Below are 22,375 nucleotides of genomic sequence, written 5' to 3'. Positions count from 1 at the left end.
CTTGCCATGAAAGTCCATCTGCTTGCAAAACAGTTCCCCCTCACGCCGGCCTTGCGCGGCTATGCCGAACGGCGCCTGCGCACCGGCTTGTCCTTCGCCCGCGACCGGATCGGCGACGTCGTGGTGCGTCTCGGCGACATCAACGGGCCGCGCGGCGGGAACGACAAGCAATGCCATATCCTGATCGCGGTGCCGGGGCAGCCGGCGCTGGTGGTGCGCGACGTCCAGGCCGACCTGTACAGCGCCATCGACCGCGCCGTCAAGCGCGCCGCCCACACGCTGCGCCAGGCGGTGATGCAACGCCGCTACCTCGAGCGCTGGGGCCACCGCAACCCGGCCCGGCCCCGCTACGCCGCGGCCGAGGCGCTGGCCGTGGCCGACGCGCCCGATGTTGGCGCAGTCCCGGCAGGCTAAAGTCCGGGAGCGCCGGCCAAGGAGACGCGGCGCCGGACAAGCGTCATGTCCGCGCCGGGGGCGCAGGTGCTACACTCGCGCCCTTATCACGAGGCTGCAGACACCATGACGAACAAAAAACAGCAATCGGCGGGCGCGCAGGGCGGCCGGCCGGAGAATCCCTTCATCGACGGCGCGTTCTACGACCGCGTGCGCGACTACACCGAACGCGACGCCACCTTTTCGAAGGAACTCAAGGCCATCGCCGACCGCGGCGCCGGCAAGGAAAGCACCGACGCCCGTTTCGCCCCTTCGCTGGGACTGCTGCGCGGCGTGGTCAAGAAAGGCGTGTCGCTGCACGACATGTTCGAGCGCATCGTGATGGGCACCGAATCCGGCCTGTGGGAGCCATGGCTGGCCGCCTTCGGCATCGAACTGCGCGGCGTCAGCTATGGCAAGACCGAACCGCGCAACGCCCGCCTGGCCCTCGACATCAGCCTCGGCGCCAAGGCCAACCCCTTGTTCGCCAACGCCGGCATCCGCAACTGGCGCAGCCTGGTCGCCGAAGACTGCGCCCAGCTGCAGGTCGAGAAGCCGACCGAGCACGCGCCGGCCAAGGCCTACGCCATCTTCTATCTCGAAACCGGCGACTGAACCAAGGGCGCTTGCGGGCAGCCGCCCGTTTCGGCACCATTCGAAGGCCCTCCCGCCCACAGCGGGTGGGCCTTTTCTACATCGAACCAGAGCCCGCACGGATGAACAACTGTTTGCTTATCCATAACATATGTTTGGTGCTGGCCATGACGCCGATCGTTTTCCATGCGGCGGAAACGGTATCGCCGGGCGCCGGACGGCCGAATGGCGGCGACTATTCGATACCTGCCCCCATCCTGTGTAGCCGAGGAGCCGGCCTCGCCTCAGGCCTGGCATCCGGACGCGGCCACGACACGGGAGCGGCAGAAAGCCGCTACACATCTCTTCCATAGGCGCATAATGTCCGGATTCTCCCAGGAGGAACCGGATGCGCGACGCCATCATCATCGGAGCCGGCCACAATGGCCTGGTCTGTGCCTTCTACCTGGCCCGCGCCGGCTTGAAGGTCACCGTACTCGAACAGCGCCAGGTCGTCGGCGGCGCCGCCGTGACCGAGGAATTCCACCCCGGCTTCCGTAATTCGGTGGCCGCCTACACCGTCTCCCTGCTCAACCCCAAGGTCATCGCCGACATGGACCTGGCCCGGCACGGCCTGCGCGTCGTCGAGCGGCCCCTGTCGAACTTCCTCCCGCTGGACGATGGCAACTACCTGAAGCTCGGCGCCGGCAAGACCACCGGCGAAGTCGCGAAATTTTCGCAGCGCGACGCCGGCCGCCTCGACGACTACGCCAGGCAGCTCGACGCCGCCGCCGACCTGTTGCGCGAGCTGGTCCTGCAAACGCCGCCGAACCGGGTGGAAGGCGGCTGGCTGGCCGCGCTGCCGGAACTGATCAAGGCGGGCAGGCTCGGCAACCGCATGCGCGCGCTGTCGCTCGACGCCCAGCGCGGCCTGCTCGATTTGTTCACCAAGTCCGCCGGCGACTACCTTGATGGCTGGTTCGAGAGCGCGCCGATCAAGGCGGCGTATGGCTTCGACAGCGTGGTCGGCAACTACGCCAGCCCCTACGCGCCCGGCTCGGCCTATGTGCTGCTGCACCACGTGTTCGGCGAGGTCAACGGCAAGAAGGGCGCCTGGGGCCACGCCATGGGCGGCATGGGCGCCATCACGCAGGCGATGGCCAGGGCGGGGCAGGCGCAGGGCGTCGAGATCCGGCTGAATGACGGCGTGCGCGAAGTCGTGCTGGAGAAGGGCCGCGCCAGCGGCGCTGTCACCGCAAGGGGCGAACGCCTCGCCGCGCGCGTGGTCGTCTCGAATTTGAACCCGCGCCTGCTGTACACCAGGCTGGTCGACCCGGGCGCGCTGCCCGGCGACTTCCTGCGCCGCATGCAGGCCTGGCGCTGCGGCTCGGGCACCTTCCGCATGAACGTGGCGCTGTCGGAGCTGCCCAGCTTCCGCTGCCTGCCGGGGACGGCGGCCGCCGAACACCACGGCAGCGGCATCATCATCGCGCCCAGTTTGCAGTACATGGAACGCGCCTACATGGATGCGCGCGCCAGGGGCTGGTCGCGCGAACCGATCGTCGAGATGCTGATTCCGTCCACGCTCGACCCCGGCCTGGCGCCGCCCGGCCAGCACGTGGCCAGCCTGTTCTGCCAGCACGTGGCGCCCCAGCTGCCCGACGGCGCCAGCTGGGATGCGCACCGCGAGGAGGTAGCCGACCTGATGATCGATACTGTCGACCGCTGGGCGCCGAATTTCAGGCGCGCGGTGCTGGGCCGCCAGATCATGAGCCCCCTCGACCTGGAGCGCAGCTTCGGCCTGGTAGGTGGCGACATCTTCCACGGCGCCCTCGGCCTGGACCAATTGTTCGCGGCGCGTCCGATGCTGGGCCACGCCGACTACCGCGGGCCCGTGCCCGGCCTGTACACCTGCGGCGCCGGCACCCATCCGGGCGGCGGCGTGACCGGGGCGCCGGGGCACAACGCGGCGCGCGAAGTCCTGCGCGACCTGCGCCGGCGTCGCGCATGATGCGGCGCCTCGTTGTTGTCGCCTTCCTGCTGGCCGGGGCCGGCGCGCAGGCAACCGATCCCGTTGCCGACCTGGTCTACCGCAACGGCGTCGTCTACACGGTCGACGCGCAAGACAGCGTGCGGCAGGCGCTGGCCGTGCGCGCCGGGCGCATCGCCTATGTCGGCAGCGATGCCGGGGCCATGGCCCTGGCCGGCAAGCGCACCCGGGTCATCGACCTGCATGGCCGCATGCTGATGCCCGGCCTGGTCGACGCCCACATGCATCCGCAATCCGGCGGCAGCCGCCTGCTTAACTGCAGCCTGGACTACCTGCGCCTGAGCGTGCCGCAGTTCCAGGCGCGCATCCAGGCCTGCATCGACCGCGACAAGGGCCAGCCGCCGGACCGCCCGCTGTTGGTGGTCAACTGGTTCCAGCAGGGGATGGAGCCGGCCGGCACCGGCACCACGGCGGCCACCCTCGACGCACTGAAAACGGCCCGCCCTGTCATCGTGCGCTCCTCGTTCGGGCATTCGGTGCAGCTCAATTCGCGCGCCATCGCCCTGGCCGGTATCGGCCGCGACACGCCCGATCCAGTCGGCGGCAAGATCGTGCGCGACGCCGATGGCAACGCCACCGGCCTGCTGGAAGACGCGGCCCAGGACCTGGCGATGCGCTTCGTGCCTGCGCTCACTGCACAGGAGCACCTGGCTGCGTCGAGCGCGGCATTGAAGGCCATGCGGCGCCAGGGCATCACCAGCTTCCTCGATGCCTGGACCGACCCCGAGACCATGACCGCCTTTGCGACGCTGCAGCGCCAGGGCAGGCTGACCGCGCGCGCCCACTTCGCCGTTCTGGTCGACCTCGACAAGGGCGCCACGCCGCAGGCCGCCGTTGCCGAGCTGCTGCGCCAGCAGCGGCAATTCGATCAGGGCCCGACGCGGGCGGCGCCGTCGATGCAGGTGCGCCACGCCAAGCTGTTCATGGACGGTGTCATCGCCGCACCCGCGTTCACCGGCGCCATGCTCGAACCCTACCTCGTGAACCGGGGCAGCGAGGAGCGGCCCGACTGGCAGCCTGGCCCGAGCGCGGGGCCGCCGGCCTACTTTACAGGGCCGGCCCTGCGCAGCACGCTGGCGCAACTCGCGCGGGCGCGCATCGACCCGCATATCCACGCCGACGGCGACCGCGCCGTACGCGAATCGCTGGACGCTATCGCGGACCTGCGCGCGAGCCCGGAAGGAAAGGAGGTGCGGCCGGCGCTGGCGCATGCCGAGATCGTCGACCCGGCTGACTATCCGCGCTTTGCGCAACTGAACGTCGCGCCGGTGCTCTCCTTCCAGTGGGCCAAGCCGGCGCCGGACACGGTTGGCCCGCTGCGCGACTACCTGGGCCCGGCGCGCTACGCCAGGGTCGAACCGCAGGCCGTGCTGCAGCAGGCAGGGGCGCGCATCGCCTACGGCAGCGACTGGCCGGTCGATCCGCTCGACGCCTGGTTTGCGCTGAAGGTGGCGGTGACCCGCAGCGCCGCGCCGGATGCGGGCCAGGAGTATGCCGGCCGCCTGACCGCCCAGCCGGGCATGACGCGCGCCGCCGCGCTGCGCGCCGCCACGGCCGACGCGGCCTGGACGCTGCGCCAGGAAACGCTGACCGGATCGCTGGAACCCGGCAAGCTGGCCGACCTGATCGTCCTCGACCGCAACGTCCTGACCATCCCGGATGAGGACATCGCCAGGGTCCGGGTATTGCAGACCGTCGTCGGCGGCGAGGTCGTGTACGAGTCGCGCGCCTTGCGGCGCAAACCGGCGCGGTCCGGCAACGGTGCGGAGGGCTGTGTGATCGGATGCTAGACTTGGCGTTCAGCTCACTCGCATCCAAGGAGCCGTTTTGCGCTTGCGTCTTTCCTTCTCTTTCCTCTTCCTGTTCATTCTCGCCCTGGCCGGCCCGGTCCAGGCCCTGCCTGCCGCGCCCGAGACCGAGGCGCCCGCCGCAGAAACAGCCGCCCCCGACCCGCTGCGCCGCGAAACGCCGCGCTCGATGGTGTCGGGCCTGATCGAAGCCCTGGCCGAACTCGACTACGACCGCGCCGCCCAGTACTTCGAGATGCCGGCCGCCACCAGCAACCGTCAGCGCATGAACGCGGTCAGCCAGGCGCGCGCCTTCCATGCGCTGCTCGACAATGGCGGCTCCCTGAAACCCTTTGCCGCCCTGTCGAACCAGGCCAGCGGGCGCGTCGATGACGACCTGCCCGTGGACCAGGAGAACATTGGCGAGGTCACGGTGCAAGACAAGAAGACCCCGATCCTGATCACCCGCGCCGAGGTCGACGGCCAGCAGGTCTGGCGCATCTCCTCGGCCACGCTCGGCCAGATCGCGGCCGCCACGCGCCGCACGCCAGCGGGCACCGAGGCGCCGCAGGACGAATACCTCGTTGGCGGCGCGCCGGTCAAAGACTGGGGCATGCTGCTCGGCCTGGGCGTGATGATCTTCGGCGGCCTGTGGCTGGTGTCGGCGCTGGTGGTGGCCGCCATGCGCCGCCTGGTGGCCGATTCGGCGGCTAGCGGCATCTACCGCTTCTTCGAGGCGGCGCTGCCGCCGGCCAGCCTGCTGCTGGCGGTGGCCATCTTCTACAACTGGGCCGAGCGCCTGGCGGTGGCCATCGTCGCGCGCCAGACCCTGCTGCGCTACACCGGCATCGTCACCGTCATCGCGCTGGTGTGGTTCGGGTTGCGCCTGGTCGACGCCGTGTCGGAACTGATCATCGCGCGCATGCAGCGGCGCCAGCGGCGCCAGATCGTCTCGGTGGTCACGCTGCTGCGCCGCACCGTCAAGATCCTGCTGCTGGTGTTCTCCGGCATCGGCATCCTCGACACCTTCGGCATCGACGTCACCACCGGCATCGCGGCTCTCGGTATCGGCGGTATCGCGCTGGCGCTGGGTGCCCAGAAGACCGTGGAAAACCTGGTCGGCAGCGTGACCGTGATCGCCGACCGTCCGCTGCAGGTGGGCGACTTCATCAAGGTGGGCGACGTGGTCGGCACCGTGGAAGACGTGGGCATCCGCTCGACCCGCATCCGCACCCTGGAGCGCACGATCGTGACCATTCCGAACGGCGACTTGTCGGCGCGCCAGATCGAGAACTTCGCCGCGCGCGACCGCTTCCTGTTCAACCCGACCATCGCGGTGACGTATGCCACCTCGTCGGCCCAGCTGCAGGAAGCGCTCGGCATCGTGCGCGGGGTGCTGGCGGACGAAGAAAAGATCGCCGAAGGCTGGCGCGCGCGCCTGGGCGGCATTACCGACCGCGCCTTCAATATCGACGTATTTTCGTACATCGACACCGCCGAGTTCGACGTCCAGGTGGCGGTGCGCGAAAACCTGCTGTTCACGATCTACCAGCGGCTGGAGGCGGCGGGCATCCGGCTGGCCTATCCGAGCCAGACCGTCGTGTTCCAGGGCGACGGCCAGGGCGAGGTCAGGGAGGACGGCCAGGAGGGACGGGATGCGCGCAGGGAGAGCGGCGAGCGGCCCCGTTTGGAGAAGGAGGACCGGCCGGGCCGCTGAATCCGGTGGCCCTGCACGCCGCGCGGTAAGGGGTTATCATGTTTGTCTCAACCACCACAGGATTGACATGCCATGACCACGTCCAGCTATCCCGACACCCGCCTCCTCATCGCCAACGAGTGGTTAGACGCCACCGGCGGCAAGACCATCCCGGTACTGAACCCGGCTACCGGGCAGGAGATCGGCACCGTGGCGCATGCATCGATCGCCGACCTGGACCGCGCCCTGGCCGCCGCCCAGAAGGGTTTTGACACCTGGCGCGACGTGCCGGCCGCCGAGCGCGCCGCCACCATGCGCCGCGCCGCCAACCTGCTGCGCGAACGCGCCGGCGACATCGCCCGCCTGCTGACCCAGGAGCAGGGCAAGCCCCTGGTCGAAGCCAAGGGCGAGGCCCTGGCCGGCGCCGAGATCATCGACTGGTTTGCCGCCGAAGGCATGCGCGTGTATGGCCGCATCGTCCCGTCGCGCAACCCGAAAGCCCAGCAGCTGGTGCTGAAGGAACCGGTCGGCCCGGTCGCCGCCTTCACCCCGTGGAACTTCCCGATCAACCAGATCGTGCGCAAGCTGTCGGCCGCGCTGGCCACCGGTTGCTCGTTCCTGTGCAAGGCACCGGAAGAGACGCCAGCTTCGCCGGCCGCGCTGCTGCAGTGCTTCGTCGACGCCGGCGTGCCGCCGGGCGTGGTCGGCCTGGTGTTCGGCGACCCGGCCGAAATCTCGGGCTACCTGATCCCGCACCCGGTCATCCGCAAGGTCACCTTCACCGGCTCGACCCCGGTCGGCAAGCAGCTTGCTGCACTCGCGGGCGCCCACATGAAGCGCGCCACCATGGAACTGGGCGGCCACGCGCCGGTGATCATCGCCGAGGATGCAGACGTCGCCCTGGCCGTGAAAGCCGCCGGCGCCGCCAAGTTCCGCAATGCGGGGCAGGTGTGCATTTCGCCGACGCGCTTCCTGGTGCACAACGCGATCAAGGAAGAATTCACCCGCGCCTTCGTGCAGCACGCCGAAGGCCTCAAACTGGGTGACGGCCTGCAAGAAGGCACGACCCTGGGGCCACTCGCCAACGCACGGCGCCTGACGGCCATGGCCAAGGTGGTGGAAGATGCGCAGGCCAAGGGCGCCACCGTGTCCCTGGGCGGCAAGCGCGTCGGCGAGACCGGCAACTTCTTCTCGCCGACCATCCTGTCCGACGTGCCGCTCGAAGCGAGCGTATTCAACGACGAACCCTTCGGCCCGGTGGCCGCGATCCGCGGTTTCGACAGCCTGGAAGACGCGATTGCGGAAGCGAACCGCCTGCCTTACGGCCTGGCCGGTTATGCCTTCACGCGCTCGATCAAGAACGCGCAACTCTTGATGAACCGCGTCGAAGTCGGCATGCTGTGGATTAACCAGCCGGCTACGCCGAGCGCCGAGCTGCCGTTCGGCGGCATCAAGGATTCGGGCTACGGTTCGGAAGGCGGCCCGGAGGCGCTGGAGTCCTACCTGAACACCAAGGCGGTGTCGATGGTTGGCGTCTGAGCCGTCCATCACGAAGGCCGGTGCGAACCGGCCTTTTTCAATTCAAGAGAGAGAACGTAGGCGAGCGTGCGGCGCGGCCGATGAGAGCCGGTAGGGTGGACTCGGGAGTCCACCCTACGGAGTACTGCTGAACTGAACGGCATGACGGCGCGAACCCGCCTTTTTTCTGAAGAGAGAGATATATGGTAATCGAGAGTGCGGAGCTGTTGATCAAGCAAGGCATGGAAGCCGAGTTCGAAGCCGGCGTGCGCCAGGCGACGCCGCTGTTCCAGCGTGCGCGCGGCTGCCGCGGCATGTGGCTGGAACGCGGCGTGGAAAACCCGCTGGCCTACCGCCTGCTGGTGCGCTGGGACACGGTGGAAGACCATAACGTCCACTTCCGTGGCAGCGAGGATTTCCAGGAGTGGCGCCGCCTGGTCGGCCACTGCTTCGACGGCGCGCCGAGCGTCAGCCACCTGGAAACGGTGCTCGAAGGTTTCTGAGGCGGGTTCACCATGTGCGTCAACTACCGTCCGCCCACGCCCGAGCAGTTCGGCGCGATCGGCGCGTTCAGCGAACTGCCCGCCGACTGGCGCTGGCCCGAAGAGACCTGGAAGGATTACCTGGCGCCGATCGTGCGCCGCGGCGCACACGGCCGTCCGGAAGCATTGCTCGCCACCTACGGCATGGTCCCGCGGCGCCAGATCCCGCCCGACGTCAAACCCTTCGACACCATGAACGCGCGCGCCGAGTCGCTGGTCGAGCGCCGCTCGTTTGCGCCGGCCTGGCGCCGCCTGCAACTGTGCGCGGTGCCGATGGCCTGGTTCTACGAACCCTGCTACGAGACCGGGCGCGCCGTGCGCCATGCGATCGGCATGCTTGATGAATCGCTGTTCTATGTGGCCGGGCTGTGGCGCGACTGGCCCGAGCCCGATGGGAGCGTCGCCTCGTCGTTCACCCAGATCACCATCAATGCCGACGACCACCCGCTGATGAACCGCATGCACAAGCCGGGCGACGAAAAACGCTCGCTGGTGATCCTGCCGCATGAAGAGGTCGAGGATTGGCTGTCATGCCGCAGCATGGACATGGCCCATACCTTCCTGCGCCACTATCCGGCCGAGCGCATGCGCGACTGGGCGGCGGCGCCGGCGCCGGTGCGGCGCAAACCGGCGCAACCGTCGCCGAACCTCGAACTGTTTTGACGCGCCGCCTGGCGCCTACATGAATCCCGTGTCGAGTTCCAGGCAGGTCTGGCCGACGTGGTACAAGGCCAGCCCCTTGCCCACGCCTGGTGCGGCCAGGTAGCGCGCCAGCAGTTGCGCCGGCGCGTCCAGGCCCAGTGCCAGCAGCGAAGGGTGCAGGGCGCGCAGCGCATCATCGGGTCCGGCCAGGTGCAGGTGGCCGCTCATCGCCTTGTGTTCGAGTTGCGTCAGGAGCGTCTGCAACACGCGCGCATGGGCCGCAGGCGCCTGGGCCGCTGCCGGCGCCGTCCGTCCGCGTAGCATGCGCGCCAGCCGCGCCGCCAGCGAAGGCCGCACCGGGCCGCGTTCGTAGTCGAGCGACAGCGCCTGCAGCTTGCCGCCGCGTTCCACGATCAGGCTCACCGGTTCCAGCAGGCCTTGCACTCCGCGTTCCAGGCGCGCAACCACGCCGGCCACGGTCACGCCGGATGCGATCCAGGCTTCCAGGCTGTCGAGGCGGCTGGCCTTCCAGTGTTCGTAGGGCAGGCGCAGCGTCAGCGCGCGCCGCTCGCGGTCGAGCACGCGCCATTCCAGCTGCTGGCTGATCTCGTCGAGCCGGGGCGCCTCGCTGGCGGCGGGGCGCAGCAGCACCAGGTCCAGCGGCTCGCCGAGCAGGCCGGCGCTGCCGGCGACGGCGCCGCGCAGGGCGTTCCAGTCGTCGAAGCCGGCCTGCTGCCAGCGCGGATCGTTTGCTTGCCAGGCCGGCGTGACGCTGGCGCGGGTGACGCCGCCCAGGCCGAGGCGGCCATCCTCGGACAGGCGCGGCTGCTCGAGCACCAGGGCGCCCTTCGCCAGGCTGTCGGCCGGACCCACGCCCGGCCACAGCGCGTGCTGGCCCCAGGCGCTGCTGCGGCTGAAACCGGGGTCGCTGTCGTCGCGCCGCGCCAGCACGGCCTGGCGCAGCAGGCCCGCGTCCGCATCCCAGAACGCGCAGCTCAAGCCGCGTGCGCCGCTGCGCGCCTCCCACCAGTAGGCGCCGAGCGGCAGCAGCGTCATCGCGGCGCCGACCTCGAAACTGCGGCGTGCCGTGCCGCGCAGGCGCGCCAGCAGCGCCGGGTCGGCCTGGCGCGCGGCGGCTTCCAGGGCGCGGGTCAGGGCGTGCACCTGCGCCGACAAGGCCAGGGCCTGGGATTCCTCGACGCCGAAGTCGCGCGCCACCAGCAGGTCGGCGACGCCGGCCAGTCCGCGCAGCAGGCCGGCCAGGCGCGGAAAGGATTCGACGCGCGCCGAGGTGGCCAGGGCACGCAGCTGCGGCGCGGCGATGTCGCTCACGTGCGACCAGCCGCCGGCGCAGAGTTCGTGCACCAGGTCGCGCGCCTGGGCCAGGAAGCGGGTTTCGTCCTCGCCCAGGCCGGCGGGCAGTTCCGCCGCCTGTTCGGCCTCACCGGGCCAGGCGAAGGGCAGGCCGTGCGCGCGCCTGACCGCCGCGAGGGCCAGCAGGTGCAGGGCCTTGCGCAGGCGCGGCTCGGCCTCCGAGACCATGCCGGCATAGCCGGTGCCGGCGATGTAGCGGCAGACCAGGTCGAGGGCGGGCAGGCGGATGTTCAGCACCGCGCCCTGGACCGCGATTTCAGCGGTGTCGAGGGCGTCCTGCATGCCGGCCGCCTTGCGCACGGCGGCCACGCCGGCGGCCTTGAACAGCGCGTCGGCGTCGAGCGCCAGCACTTCGTCCAGCACGTTGACCTGTTCCGCCGGCGCCGCATCCGGCACAGCTTCATTGGCCGCGGCGGGAGCGCTCGCCGTGCGCAGCCATAGCGCGGCGGCCAGGATGTGCTTGCATACGCCCGGCGCCGGGCAATCGCAGCGCGCCGCGCCCGGACCTTGCGGCGCCAGCTGCACGCGCTGGCCGTCGGCCGCGACCACGCCTGCGGCCGCGCCGCCGTCCGCGTGCCAGCCGACCTTGCCGGCTTCGACATCCTTGGCCGCGCGCCGCAGCAGGCCGGCGCTGGCCAGGGCCGCGAGCGCATCGTCGTCGTAGTTGCCGTAGACGGCGCGCCAGTCAAGCGGTGCGCTCATGCCATCGCCTCGGCCAGCCACTGCGCGAAGTGGGTCGGTGTCAGCGCGGCCACCTGCATGCCGCGGTCGGCCAGGCGCTGGGCCATGGCGTGGTCGTAGACCGGCTGCGCTTCCTGGTCGAGCGCCGCCAGCCCTAGCAGCTTGACGCGCGCCTCGTTCAGGCGCTTGACGCTGCCCAGCAGCGGGCCGGGCATGGCGCCCTCCATGAAGTCGCTGATCAGGGCCAGCACGGTGCGCTGGGGCGACTGCACCAGGCTCTCGCAGTACTGCATGGCGCGGCCGATGTCGGTGCCGCCGCCCAGCTGCACGGTCAAGAGCACCTGCACCGGGTCGTGGGCCAGGTGGCTGAGGTCGACCACATTCGTGTCGAACACCACCAGGCGCACCCGCACCGCCGGCAGGCTGGAGAGGATGCCGGCGACGATCGCGCTGTACATCACCGAGTCGAGCATCGAGCCGCTCTGGTCGACGCACAGGATCACGTCCCATGGCAGCTGGCGCTTGATGCGGGCGTTGAAGCGCGGGCGTTCGATCAGCAGGCGGCGCAATTGCGGGTCGTAATGCTTGAGGTTGGCCCCGATGGTGGCGCGCCAGTCGAAGTTCTGGAAGCTGCGCAGCGACGACTGGCGGAAGCGGTTGCGCCGGCCCTGCAGGGCGTTCACGAAATCCTGGCGCAGGGTGCGCGTGATCTCCTCGACCACCTTGCGGATCACGCTGCGCACGGCGTCCAGCGTGGCTGCGTTCATGCGGCCGCGCATCTGCAGCAGGGTGCGCGCCAGCGCCTGGTTCGGTTCCAGCGAGAGCAGGGTGGCCGGGTCGTCGAGCAGTTCGCGGATGCCGTAGCGGTCGAGCGCATGGCCTTGCACGCGCTCGAACACCTCGCGCGGGAACAGCTTGCGGCTGCGCTGCAGCCAGTCGAGCGCCTGGATCTGGCTGGGGTGGAGGCCGGCCCCGCGCTGACCATTGCGCGGGGACCGGACCTTGCCGGCGTACTCGCGCCCGTACAGATAGTCGAGGGTGGCGTCGAGCTCCTGGTCGCGCCCGTTCAAGCCGCCGCCCAGGTTGTCGCCCGCATAGCGGCCCAGCACCAGGCGCCAGCGGCGCGCCGCTTCATCGCTCATGCCGCTTCCTCCGCCAGCCAGGCGCCCAGGCCATCGCGCGCCAGGCACAGCGCCAGCGCGCCTTGCAGCCGGGCGCCGGCGGCCATGTCGGTTTCCGAGAAGCCGTACTGGACCGACGCCACGGCGTCGTCCAGCCCAACGTGGGTCTGCGCCAGGGCTTCGGCCAGGCGCGCCGTCTCGAAGGGCTTGAGCTGGGCAAAGGCCAGGCGCAGGTCGGGCAGGTAAGTAATGAAGGCGGCTTCGTCCCAGCCCGCCAGGATGCGGTCGAGGTCGCGTTGCAGGCCGGGCTGGGTGAGCAGCAATTCGGGCGCCGCCGCCATCAGGCCGCCCAGCGCGCGCACCGCCTCTTGCGGCCGGGCGCCGGAACCGAAGTGGGCGCCGAGCATGGCGCCGAGCCGCGCCGCGTCCCAGGCGCCGTCGAGGAAGAGCAGGGCGCCGGCGGCCACGGCGATGCCGGGCACGGCGGGCGCCACCGCCAGGCGTGCCAGGGCCTCGTGCCAGGCGTCGTCGGGTTCGGCCCCGGCCAGCGCGGCGCGCACCGCGCGCAGGTCGACCAGGGTACGTACGGCGGCGGCTTCCCCATCCTGCTTCACGTTGGCGAGGTCGGGCAGCAGGCCCAGGCCGATCGAACAGGCCAGTTCCAGCAGCGACCGCACACCATCGTCGTCCTGGACGCCGAGCGGCTCGCGCGCGCGGTGCAAATTCAGGAGCTGGTGCGCGCAGTCGGTTACCGAGGCCAGGCTGGCGTCTTCGGCCAGGTGGCGCGCCAGCAGATCCATCAGGCGCGGCAGGCGTTCGTGCAGGCCGATCACGCAGGCGCGCACCAGCAGCCTGACGGCGGCGCCGGCGCTGCGTCCCTGGCCCTGGGTGGCGAGCAGCGCTTCCTCGCGCCGTAGCCGTGCCAGCGCCGCGTCCTGCAGCGTGCTGCCGTCGCCGGCCACCTCGATCAGGCGCGCCTCGACCAGCGGGTTCCAGGCCACCTGCCATTCCTCGATCAGGAGTTCCAGGCGCATCCCGCCCAGGAAGTCGGGGCCGCCCTGCCAGCGGCCCACGCCGGCGCCGAGGTAATCCATCAGGTGCAGGAAGCGGCTGCGCAGGCGGTGGCTTTCCTTGCGATACAGGTCGAGGCGCACGGTGCGCGGCGTGCTGTCGTCGAGGCGGATGCGCTGGGCCTGGGCCTGGCGCCGCGCGTCTTCCAGCAGCGGCGGCGAACCGGCCGACGGCGGCACGTCGCCCAGCGCGCTGCCGCCCAGGAAGCGGCGCAGGTCGTCCGTGAAGCCGGCCATGCCTTCGTCGATCGCGCCTTTCACGAAGCAGGAGCGCAGCGCATCGAGCACGTCTTCGCGGCCCGGGCCGGCGTGCCCGCGCAGGGCGGCCAGGCGCTGCGCCTGCAGCACGGCGGCCTGCACCTCGGCGGTCGATACCTGTTCGCTCAGGCCGCGTTCGCGGCCTTGGCGCGCATACCGGGCCAGGGCCTCGGCGCTCACCTGTTCCAGCTGCGGGCCATCGGCGCTGGCCTGGGCGCTTTCCCATACCCATTGGTGCCAGGCAGGCGAAGGCATGCCGGCGCCATAGCCGTTCAGCGCATCGAGGCGGTCGAAGCTGTAGCGGATCAGGAAGTCGGCGGCCGCCGCCGGCGCGGGCCTGCTCGCTTTCGGGGCCGGATCGGCCAGCATCTGCTGCAGTGCCAGGGTATGGAAGCCGCCGGTCACCACCACGATGGCGCGCCCGTCGCCGGCCGCGCGCAGGGCGGCCTGGCGGCGCCGGATGTGGCCGGCCATGTGGCGTTCGCGCGCCAGGCTGCCTTCGGCTTCCAGCACCGCCGTTTCATAGCTGCTGCGCGCCAGGGCGCAATAGGCGTAGACGTCGGAGAACAGGCTGCGCCAGTCGCGCAATGCCGGCGCCGGGCGCAGCTCGAACAGGTGGTCCCAGAGTTCATCGTGGTGGCGGCAGCCGCTGGCGCGGGCCAGCGCGGCCAGGTAATCGCTGTGGGCCAGGTAGCGCTCGGCCATCAGGCTGCGTGCATGGTCGACCTCACCCGCGTCGTCACCCGCGTCGTCATCCTCGCGCGCTCCCCAGGGCAGGTCGATGAAGTTGAACTGCGCGCCAAGTTCGTGCGCCAGGCGCAGGGCTACCCATTCCGGGCTGTAGTCGCAAAAGGGAAAAAAGGCGCTGCGCGTGGACGGCCCATCGTCGCCGCGCGCCGCCTCGGCCTGCGACAGGATGGCCACCGGCGGGCGGGTGCGCGCGTCCAGCAGCAGCGGCAGCAGGGCGTCGAAGCTGTCCGGCCCTTCGACCAGCACCGCGGCCGGACGCAGCTCGCGCAGCATCGCCTGCAGCGCCAGGGCGCAAGCCGGGCTGTGGTGGCGCACCGGCGCGAAATGGATGCCGTCCATCGCCATGCGCGCCAGGCCGGCCGCGACCTCTGCCGGAAGTGCCTGCGGATTGTCGGTCATGCCCACAGGCTGCGTGCGGCGTCGCCGAAGCTCTTCCAGGCGCTGTCGCGGCGGCCGCGCTCGCGCACCACGGTGTCGAAGTAGTGCTGCACGCGCTTGACGTCGTCGGCGCTGTCCTTGATCAGCACACCCTGCAAGCCGTTCGCCATGTCGCGCGGCGTGACCTGGCCGTTGCCCAGGAAGCTGGCTTCGAGGGCGGCGGCGTGCAGCACGTTCACCGCTTCGGCGGTCGACATCACGGCGTCGAGGTTCTTCAGGGGCGTGCCTTCGCGCGTGCTGCCGGCGCGCAGTTCCTGGAACACCGTCACCAAGAGGCCGACCACGTCGCGTTCGATGCGCGCCTGCAGACCGGCGCCATCGAGCTCGCGCCGCACCTGCGCCAGTACCAGCTCGACCTCGAAGGCATGGTCGCGGATCGGGCGCACGGTCTCGAAGTTGAAGCGCCGCTTCAGCGCCGACGACATCTCGTGCACGCCGCGGTCGCGCAAATTGGCGGTGGCGATGACGTTGAAGCCGCGCCGCGCATGCACGCAAGCACCGTCGCCCAGTTCCGGCACCACGATCTGCTTTTCCGACAGCAGGGAGATCATGGTGTCCTGGATCTCGGGCGGGCAGCGCGTGATTTCCTCGAAGCGCACCAGCTTGCCGGCCACCATGGCGCGGTACATCGGCGAGGGTACCAGTGCGCGTTCGCTCGGCCCTTCGGCCAGCAACAGCGCATAGTTCCAGGCGTAGCGGATATGGTCCTCGGTGGTGCCGGCCGCACCCTGGATGGTGAGCGCGGAGTCGCCGCTGATCGCCGTGGCCAGCAGTTCGGACAATAGCGACTTCGCCGTGCCCGGTTCGCCGACCAGCATCAGGCCCTGGTTGCCCATCAGGGTGACGATGGCGCGTTCGACCAGCGGGTCGTCGCCGTAGAACTTGCGGCTGACACCAAGCTGCGCATCGCCCAGGATGAAGCGGCGCACCGCGCGCGGCGACAGCTGCCAGCCTGCGGGGCGCGGGTCGCGGTCGGCGCCGCGCAGGGTGTCGAGTTCGGCGCGGTAGCGCATTTCCGCGCTGCTGCGCAGGACGGAGGCCGGTTCGGGTTGGGTCATGGTTGGTCTGTCGTATCGTTGCGGGCCCGTTACCAGGGCATCTTGCGTTCCCACTCGGGGTCGAAGCCCTGGCAGGCGGCGGCCACGGCGTGATAGTCGCCGTAGGCTTCGGCCAGCAGCACCGGCGGCACCTTGGCCAGCGGCAGGTTGCCGCCGCCGTAGCCGCCTGCGCCGAGACGCACGAAGCCGAGCTCCTTCAGGGCCGCCGGCATGTTCTCCTCGGGCAGGGCGCTGCCCGAGAACGCGATGCGCACCTGGATGCCGAGGCTGGCGAAATCCTTGATGTACTCGAAGAACACGCCGCCATCCTCGGCCGAGCCGCGCGCATACCCTTGCTTGCCGAAGGCGCCGCGCAAGGTGAAGGTGTCGCCGATCCAGCCGAGGCGGTCGGCGATGGCATCGGCGCCTGCATCCTGCGGTGGCGGCGAGCGGCGCGCCAGCTGGGCGAACAGCGGCGTCACCTTGTAGTCCTTGAAGTGGGCTTGCCAGGCATTGACCTGCGCCTCGTCGAGCAGGCTGGCGTGGGCCAGGCCGATCCCTTCATCCGGGCCGGGTTCGACCTCGTCGTCGGCGGCGTCGATCAGGCTGCCGTCCTCGGTCGGGCGCAGCAGGCCCAGTACCTGGCCCTCGGCGTCGAAGCGCATCCATACCAGGCGCTGGACCAGGCGGCCGACCACCGGATGGCGCCGCAGGTATTCCTCCCAGTCGGCCACCGGCCAGCGCCGGCCGGCGCACATCGCTTCGTACAGGCGTGCGCTCTGCATCTCGACCACCTGCTTGACTTCCTTCTTGCAGGTCGTGAACAGGGCCTTGCCTTCCTTGATCGATTCGGGCGTGTCGTTCTGGCGCGCGGCGGGCAGGGCGGCGAGCGGCTTGCCCTCGACGTTGTGCAGCACGGGTTTCAGCTTGTCGTCGAGCACCACGGTGAAGCTGCGCGCGCCGTAGGCGAAAGTCATGCGGCCGCTTTCGTCCAGGCCGCCGGTGGGCACGGTGCGGTCGGCCAGCTGGTCCTGGGTCCAGCCGTTACGCTCGGCGATACGCTCGACCAGCAGGCGCGCCTTCTGCTGCACCGAGGCCGTGCGGTAGCGCCGCGAGACGCCCAGCACGAACTGGATCACGGCCGGATCGTCCGAGACGCTGGCCGCTTCCAGCATCGCCTCGACCTGGAAGCGGCGCACGTAATGGTCGCGCATGTAGAGGCGGATCGCGTCGGCCAGCTCGTGGCCCGGCACGCCGCAGGTGAGCGCCAGGATGCCTTTTTCGTTGATCGCGGTGCCGGTGTATTCGGCCAGCTTCTCGCGCTTGGCCTCCTCGAACACCTGTTCCTCGGTCAGCTTGCCGACTTCCGCATAATATTCGGGGTACTGCTTGAAGCCCTGCTGGTAGGACTGGTAGCGGCCCGGCGCATGCTGGTTGGCGTAGGCGATGGCTTCTTCCAGCGGCGGGTTGGCGGTGTCGCGCGCGATGAACTGGTGCAGCAGGAAGCGGCCGAGGGCGGCGCGGCTCGCGGCGTCAAGCAGGCCGAGGTAGCGCACCAGCAGGGCGTTGGCGGCCGGTTCCTTCAGCTTGGCGGCCAGGATCACCCACCAGCGGATGATGTCGGAATCGACCACCGCGTCCGGCCCCGTGCCATGGACCCAGGCGCAGGCCGGCAGCTGTTCCAGGTTGAGCCAGGCCAGGCCGGACGGCGCCTTGGCCTTCAGGCCCTTGCGCGCCTGCTTCAGCAGCGCCTCGGGCGACAGGCGCGGCGAGATGTCTTCGCCCAGGCGCTCCAGCGCGGTCATGAGTTCGGCGCTGACCGGTTCGCGGGTTTCCTTGTCGAGCGCCGCATACAGCGCCGGGACCGCGGCGCGGTAGCCGATGCGCGCCAGCCAGCGCGCGGCCTCGATGCGCAGTTCCTGCTTGTTCGAACCGAGCACCTCGGTCACGCGCTTGCCGATGTCGGGCAGCTTGCCGAGCACGCGCTGGGCGGCCTGGCGCTGGACCCTGCTGTCGCCGAGGGCGAGTTCCATCACGCGCGGCAGCCAGCGCGCCGGCACGATGGGGAAGGTGTCGAGCGCGCTCAGCGCCACGGCGGCGCCCGGCTCGCCGTAACCCTTGCGCCCGGTCGGCACCAGGCCCAGGGCTTCGTCGATCGGCTGCGGGAACTGGATCAGCAGCGGCCACACGCGCTCGGGCGGCAGCGTGGCCTGCGGCAGGGCGGCCGCACGCCAGCTCTGGTACAGGCAGGTCTTGGCAAACAGCCCGGGCGCCGCGCCGCAGCGAGTTGCCGCCGCGTCCAGCTGGCGCAGGTCCACCGCGTGCGGGTCCTGGCGCCGCAGCCAGCCCTGCAGCCGCGGGCCGAACCAGACCCAGCTTTCGCCCGAGCGCGAACCCAGTTCCCAGCGCATGGCCTGCAGCAGGCCGAAGTCGGCACGCGCCTCCAGTTGGCCGCCCAGGGCCAGGGTCTGGACCACTTCGTAGTCCGAGAAGATCTTGGGGTTGCCTTCGCCGTTCAGGGCCGCCAGCGCATCGCGCAGCTGGCCGGCGCCCAGCTTGCGGTAGGCCGCGTACTGCTGGCTCTTCCAGCGCGACTTGTGCTTGCTGGTGCGGTTGGCTTCCTCTTCCTGCTCCGCCTCCTGGCGCCGCTTGTCGAGCAGCTGCTTGTGGTTGGCCAGCAGCAGGTCCATGGCATCGTCGGCCAGCCGGGTCTCGGGCAGGTCCGGCAGCGGCGGCGGTTCCGGAAGCGCGACTTCGGCGGCGTCGCTGGCGGCCTCGATGCGCGACAAGGCATGGCGGATCGCTTCCTGCACCGGCTTGCTGGTCTCGCGCGCCAGCGCTTCCTCGAGCACGGCGCGGGCGGCGTTTCCCTGCATGCGCGCCAGCTGGGCGGCGGCGTGGCCGCGTTCCTCGCCCTTGCCGTCGCCTAGCAGGGCGCTCAGCTCGGCCAGGCACAGGTCGCGGTCGAGCGCGTCGAGGTGGCGCGTGGCCTCCAGCCGCACGGTCTTGCTGTCGCTCGCCGCAAGGCGTACCAGCACGCCGGCGAAGCGGGCGTGCAGGGCGGGCGCGCCCGCAATGCGCCCGGCCAGCACCACCCGGCCATCAGCCGACAGGGTGCCGACGAGTGCCTGGACCTCGTCCGCGTGGGCCAGCATGTCCTCGTCGAGGGCGCCCGGCACCAGCAGCGGCCGGTACACCTGGTCGCGGTAATGCGAGCGCAGGCCGCCGCGCTCGAAGACGATGGGCAGGGCCAGCGACTGGGCCAGGCCGGTCTCGTCCAGCAGCGCGCGCAGCAGGCGGATGTCCCAGGCGCGCCGCGCCGCCAGCAGCCTGGCGGCGTCCTCTTCGTGTTTGTTGCTCGACGGTGCGCTGGCCCAGAGTGCGTCGTTCAGCACGTACTGCAGCCAGTCCGGCGCCTTCGATCCGGCGCGGTCGAGCGTGATGCCATGGTCGGCCGCTTCGAACAGGCGGCCCAGGCGCTCCAGCAGGGCCAGGTCGGCGGGCGTGGACTCGATGCGGCCGTACAGGGTGTGGCGCGCCGCCATGCCTGAGTCGATGCTGGCACGTTCGGCCTTGTCGTTGTCGACGTACCAGAAAATGCTGCGCAGGCGCCCCGGCTGCCCGAGCAGGGTGCTGGCCCTGGCCGAATGTTGGGCCAGCTCGGCCAGCACGGTCGCTTCGCTGCCGTCGGCGAGGTAGGCGGCGGCGCGCGCGGCCAGTTTCGGGTCGATGCGCTCGAGGGGCGCGACAAGCTGGCGGATCAGCGACGTGTTGGAAGACAGGGCTTTGCGCGCGCTGTCGAGTGCACCGAGGATCGAATTGAGCATGGCCTGGCCGTAGGAAGTGGTGCGCCATGCTGCCATGAAATATATTCAAGTGCAATATTGCCAAGCCCGGCCGTGGCGCGGATATGTGTCCTGCATGGAATGTCTGTCGTGTGCCGAAATATTGCGGTTCAGAATCGTCAGATGGGAGAGAATAGGGCATCGCACTGGAGGGAGGGAGCATGAAGGGAATGACACGAGGCGAGCGCCTGCCGCTGGCGCAGTATGCAGCCGATGGCATGGTGCAGGCCGGCCTGTCGGCACAGGGATTGACGCTCGACTTCGCCTGTTTCGGCCTGGATGCCGGCGGCAAGCTGGTCGACGACCGCTACATGACTTTCTTCAACCAGCCGGAAAGTCCCTGCGGCGGCGTGCGTGCCGGCGCGGTGGGCGGCGACACCCACGGTTTCCTGTTCCAGCTGGCCCGGCTGCCGGCCTCCGTCGAGCGCGTGACCATCACCGCCAGCATCGACGGCGGCGGCACCATGTCCCAGCTGCAGTCCGGCTGCCTGCGCCTGGTGAGCGCGCAGGGCGAGTTCGCCCGCTTCGATTTCAGCGGGCGCGATTTCGCCGCCGAGCAGGCCGTGATGCTGGGCGAGTTCTATCGCAAGGACGGCGGCTGGCGCTTCATGGCGGTCGGCCAGGGTTTCAATGGCGGGCTGGCGGCGCTGGTCAAGCACTTCGGGGCCGACGTCGCCGATACGCCTGCGCCTGTGCCTCCACCGGCGCCGCCCAGGCCGGCCGCGATCAACCTGGAAAAGCGCGTCGAGCAGGCCGCGCCCCAGCTGGTCAGCCTGGTCAAGTCGGCCGGGGTCTCGCTGGCGAAGGTCGGCCTGGCCGGGCACCGCGCCCGCGTCTGCCTGGTGCTGGACATCTCGGGTTCGATGGGCGCGCTGTATAAAAAAGGGCTGGTGCAGCGCTTTGCCGAGCGCATCCTGGCGCTGGGCTGCCGCTTCGACGACGACGGCGAGATCGATGTCTTCCTGTTCGGCCGCAACGTGCACCGCGGCGAAGCGATGGGACTGGGGAATTTCTCCAACTACGTGCGCGAGATCATCGAGCGCCACCCGCTGGAAGGCGACACCCGCTATGGCGCGGCGATGGAAGCCGTGCGCCGCCACTATTTTCCCGACGCCCGCGGCGGCGAGCGCAAGACGCCGTGCCAGGCCGCGCTGCCGGTGTACGTGATGTTCGTTACCGACGGCAGCACCTCGGACAAGCCGCTCACCGAGCGCCAGTTGCGATGGTCGAGCCGCGAGCCGATCTTCTGGCAGTTCATGGGCATCGGCAAGGGCAAGAAATCGAAGAGCAAACGGCTCATCAATTTCGCCGATTCCGATTTCCCCTTTCTTGAAAAACTGGATGAGCTCGATGGCCGCCTGGTCGACAATGCCGGTTTCTTCTCGGTCGAGCGCCCCGACGAGCATGCGGACGCTGCCCTCTACGACCTGCTGATGGACGAGTATCCGGACTGGGTAAAGGCGGCAAAGGCAAAGGGTATCATTTCCTGATAAACAACATTTTGCCGGAACGACATTGACGCCCGGCCCGCGCATGCCGTAAGATTTCTTAACAAAAATTTCACAAAGCGGCATGCGCGATTCATCGTCTACAAGGTTCATCCGCTTTCACCTCAAGACGCGCCACCTGGTGCTGCTGGTCGAACTGGGCCGCCACGCCTCGATCCTGCACGCGGCCGAAGCGGCCGGGCTGACCCAGCCCGGGGCCTCGAAACTCATCGGCGAGCTGGAACATGCGCTCGGCGTGCCGCTGTTCGAGCGCCTGCCGCGCGGCGTGGTGCCGACCTGGTACGGCCAGGTGCTGATCCGGCGCGCCGGTGCAGCCCTCGCCGAGATGGATGCGGCGCACCAGGAAATCATGCAGGGCCAGGCCGGCTTCGGCGGCCGCGTGGCCATCGGCAGCGTGCGCGCGGCGGCGGCAACCCTGCTGCCGCAGGCGATCCGGCTGCTGAAGGAACGCAATCCGCGCGTGCAGGTGGCGGTGGCGAGCGACACCAGCCAGGCCATGATCGAGGGATTGCGCGCCGGCGAGCTCGACATCGTGATCGGCCGCATCCTCGACCCCGGCGCCGCCGCCGAACTCGAATTCGAGCCGCTGGCCGACGAGCCGCACAGCCTGATCGTGCGCGCCGGCCACCCCTGGCTGGGCCGCGCCGACCTCGGCTTCGAAGACCTGGCGCAGGCGCCCTGGATACTGCCGCTGGCCGGGCGCCTGCGCGAGCAATTGATGGCGCTGTTCATTGCCAGGGGCTTGCCGCAGCCTGCCGATGTGGTCGAAACCATTTCGCTGCCGCTGGTGCTGCGCCTGCTTGCCGACAGCGACCGCGTGGTCGCGCTGCCGCTCGAGCTGGTACAGTCCGCGCTCGACGCCGGCACGCTGGCCGTGCTGCCGCTCGCTGTCGACCTGCGCGCCGGCGTCTACGGCATCGTCACCCGCAAGCGCCATCACTTGCCGCCCTCGGCCGAGGCGATGCTGGCGGCCCTGCGCGAAGCGGCCGGGCTGACGCCTCCTGTACATACCTGACGAATACGGATTTGGCATACATCGCGCGCGTTTCGTTA

Annotated in this window: 15 protein-coding genes; 10 read left to right on the top strand and 5 right to left on the bottom strand. The window is 70.0% G+C overall.

All coding sequences use genetic code 11. The features are described 5' to 3' along the window. Positions 1 to 6: 6 nt before the first annotated feature. From ACWYRN_RS23600 to ACWYRN_RS23565, 8 genes are all read left to right on the top strand, one after another. On the top strand, positions 7 to 414 hold the full coding sequence (locus ACWYRN_RS23600) for an HPF/RaiA family ribosome-associated protein (RefSeq protein WP_488690242.1): 408 nt from the start codon (positions 7 to 9) through the stop codon (positions 412 to 414). Positions 415 to 519: 105 nt separating this feature from the next. Beyond that, entirely contained in the window at positions 520 to 1,047 is a 528-nt protein-coding gene (locus ACWYRN_RS23595) for a hypothetical protein (protein ID WP_488690241.1), read from the top strand. Positions 1,048 to 1,414: 367 nt separating this feature from the next. Further along, a complete protein-coding gene (locus ACWYRN_RS23590) occupies positions 1,415 to 3,016 on the top strand; it encodes a phytoene desaturase family protein (RefSeq protein ID WP_488690240.1) in 1,602 nt (533 codons plus the stop codon). Next, positions 3,013 to 4,845: an amidohydrolase gene (locus ACWYRN_RS23585; RefSeq protein WP_488690239.1), complete on the top strand. Its 1,833-nt coding sequence runs from the start codon at positions 3,013 to 3,015 to the stop codon at positions 4,843 to 4,845. The genes ACWYRN_RS23590 and ACWYRN_RS23585 overlap by 4 nt, the downstream gene beginning before the upstream one ends. 43 nt (positions 4,846 to 4,888) lie before the next feature. Then, positions 4,889 to 6,559: a mechanosensitive ion channel family protein gene (locus ACWYRN_RS23580; RefSeq protein ID WP_488690238.1), complete on the top strand. Its 1,671-nt coding sequence runs from the start codon at positions 4,889 to 4,891 to the stop codon at positions 6,557 to 6,559. 72 nt (positions 6,560 to 6,631) lie between these two features. After that, on the top strand, positions 6,632 to 8,077 hold the full coding sequence (locus ACWYRN_RS23575) for an NAD-dependent succinate-semialdehyde dehydrogenase (RefSeq protein WP_488690237.1): 1,446 nt from the start codon (positions 6,632 to 6,634) through the stop codon (positions 8,075 to 8,077). Between the two features lie 182 nt (positions 8,078 to 8,259). Continuing rightward, complete coding sequence (locus ACWYRN_RS23570) at positions 8,260 to 8,559, top strand: antibiotic biosynthesis monooxygenase family protein (protein WP_488690236.1); 300 nt, start codon at positions 8,260 to 8,262, stop codon at positions 8,557 to 8,559. A 12-nt stretch (positions 8,560 to 8,571) separates the two neighbouring features. After that, on the top strand, positions 8,572 to 9,261 hold the full coding sequence (locus ACWYRN_RS23565) for an SOS response-associated peptidase (protein ID WP_488690235.1): 690 nt from the start codon (positions 8,572 to 8,574) through the stop codon (positions 9,259 to 9,261). Between the two features lie 15 nt (positions 9,262 to 9,276). Here ACWYRN_RS23565 and ACWYRN_RS23560 read toward each other — a convergent pair whose 3' ends face one another. From ACWYRN_RS23560 to ACWYRN_RS23540, 5 genes are read right to left on the bottom strand one after another with little or no spacing between them, the layout of a single operon-like run. Beyond that, positions 9,277 to 11,316, bottom strand: a complete 2,040-nt coding sequence (locus ACWYRN_RS23560) for an SWIM zinc finger family protein (protein ID WP_488690234.1) — start codon at positions 11,314 to 11,316, stop codon at positions 9,277 to 9,279. Further along, positions 11,313 to 12,437, bottom strand: coding sequence for a VWA domain-containing protein (locus ACWYRN_RS23555; RefSeq protein ID WP_488690233.1), 1,125 nt, complete (start codon positions 12,435 to 12,437; stop codon positions 11,313 to 11,315). Before ACWYRN_RS23555 ends, ACWYRN_RS23560 begins: the two co-directional genes overlap by 4 nt. Beyond that, complete coding sequence (locus ACWYRN_RS23550; RefSeq protein ID WP_488690232.1) at positions 12,434 to 14,893, bottom strand: DUF5682 family protein; 2,460 nt, start codon at positions 14,891 to 14,893, stop codon at positions 12,434 to 12,436. The genes ACWYRN_RS23555 and ACWYRN_RS23550 overlap by 4 nt, the downstream gene beginning before the upstream one ends. Further along, positions 14,890 to 15,990, bottom strand: coding sequence for an ATP-binding protein (locus ACWYRN_RS23545; protein ID WP_488690231.1), 1,101 nt, complete (start codon positions 15,988 to 15,990; stop codon positions 14,890 to 14,892). Before ACWYRN_RS23545 ends, ACWYRN_RS23550 begins: the two co-directional genes overlap by 4 nt. Before the next feature lie 29 nt (positions 15,991 to 16,019). Further along, a complete protein-coding gene (locus tag ACWYRN_RS23540; protein WP_488690230.1) occupies positions 16,020 to 19,832 on the bottom strand; it encodes a DUF4132 domain-containing protein in 3,813 nt (1,270 codons plus the stop codon). A gap of 143 nt (positions 19,833 to 19,975) precedes the next feature. On the opposite strand from ACWYRN_RS23540, the gene ACWYRN_RS23535 reads away from it, so the two are divergent. Together ACWYRN_RS23535 and ACWYRN_RS23530 are read left to right on the top strand one after the other, a co-directional pair. Beyond that, complete coding sequence (locus ACWYRN_RS23535) at positions 19,976 to 21,304, top strand: VWA domain-containing protein (protein WP_488690229.1); 1,329 nt, start codon at positions 19,976 to 19,978, stop codon at positions 21,302 to 21,304. A gap of 82 nt (positions 21,305 to 21,386) precedes the next feature. After that, positions 21,387 to 22,337, top strand: coding sequence for a LysR substrate-binding domain-containing protein (locus ACWYRN_RS23530; RefSeq protein WP_488690228.1), 951 nt, complete (start codon positions 21,387 to 21,389; stop codon positions 22,335 to 22,337). Positions 22,338 to 22,375: the final 38 nt, after the last annotated feature.

The sequence above is a fragment of the Massilia sp. BAP21 genome (assembly GCF_057801335.1).
The sequence above is the reverse complement of the archived record's forward strand: the minus strand, read 5'-3'. Positions and strand labels throughout refer to the sequence as shown.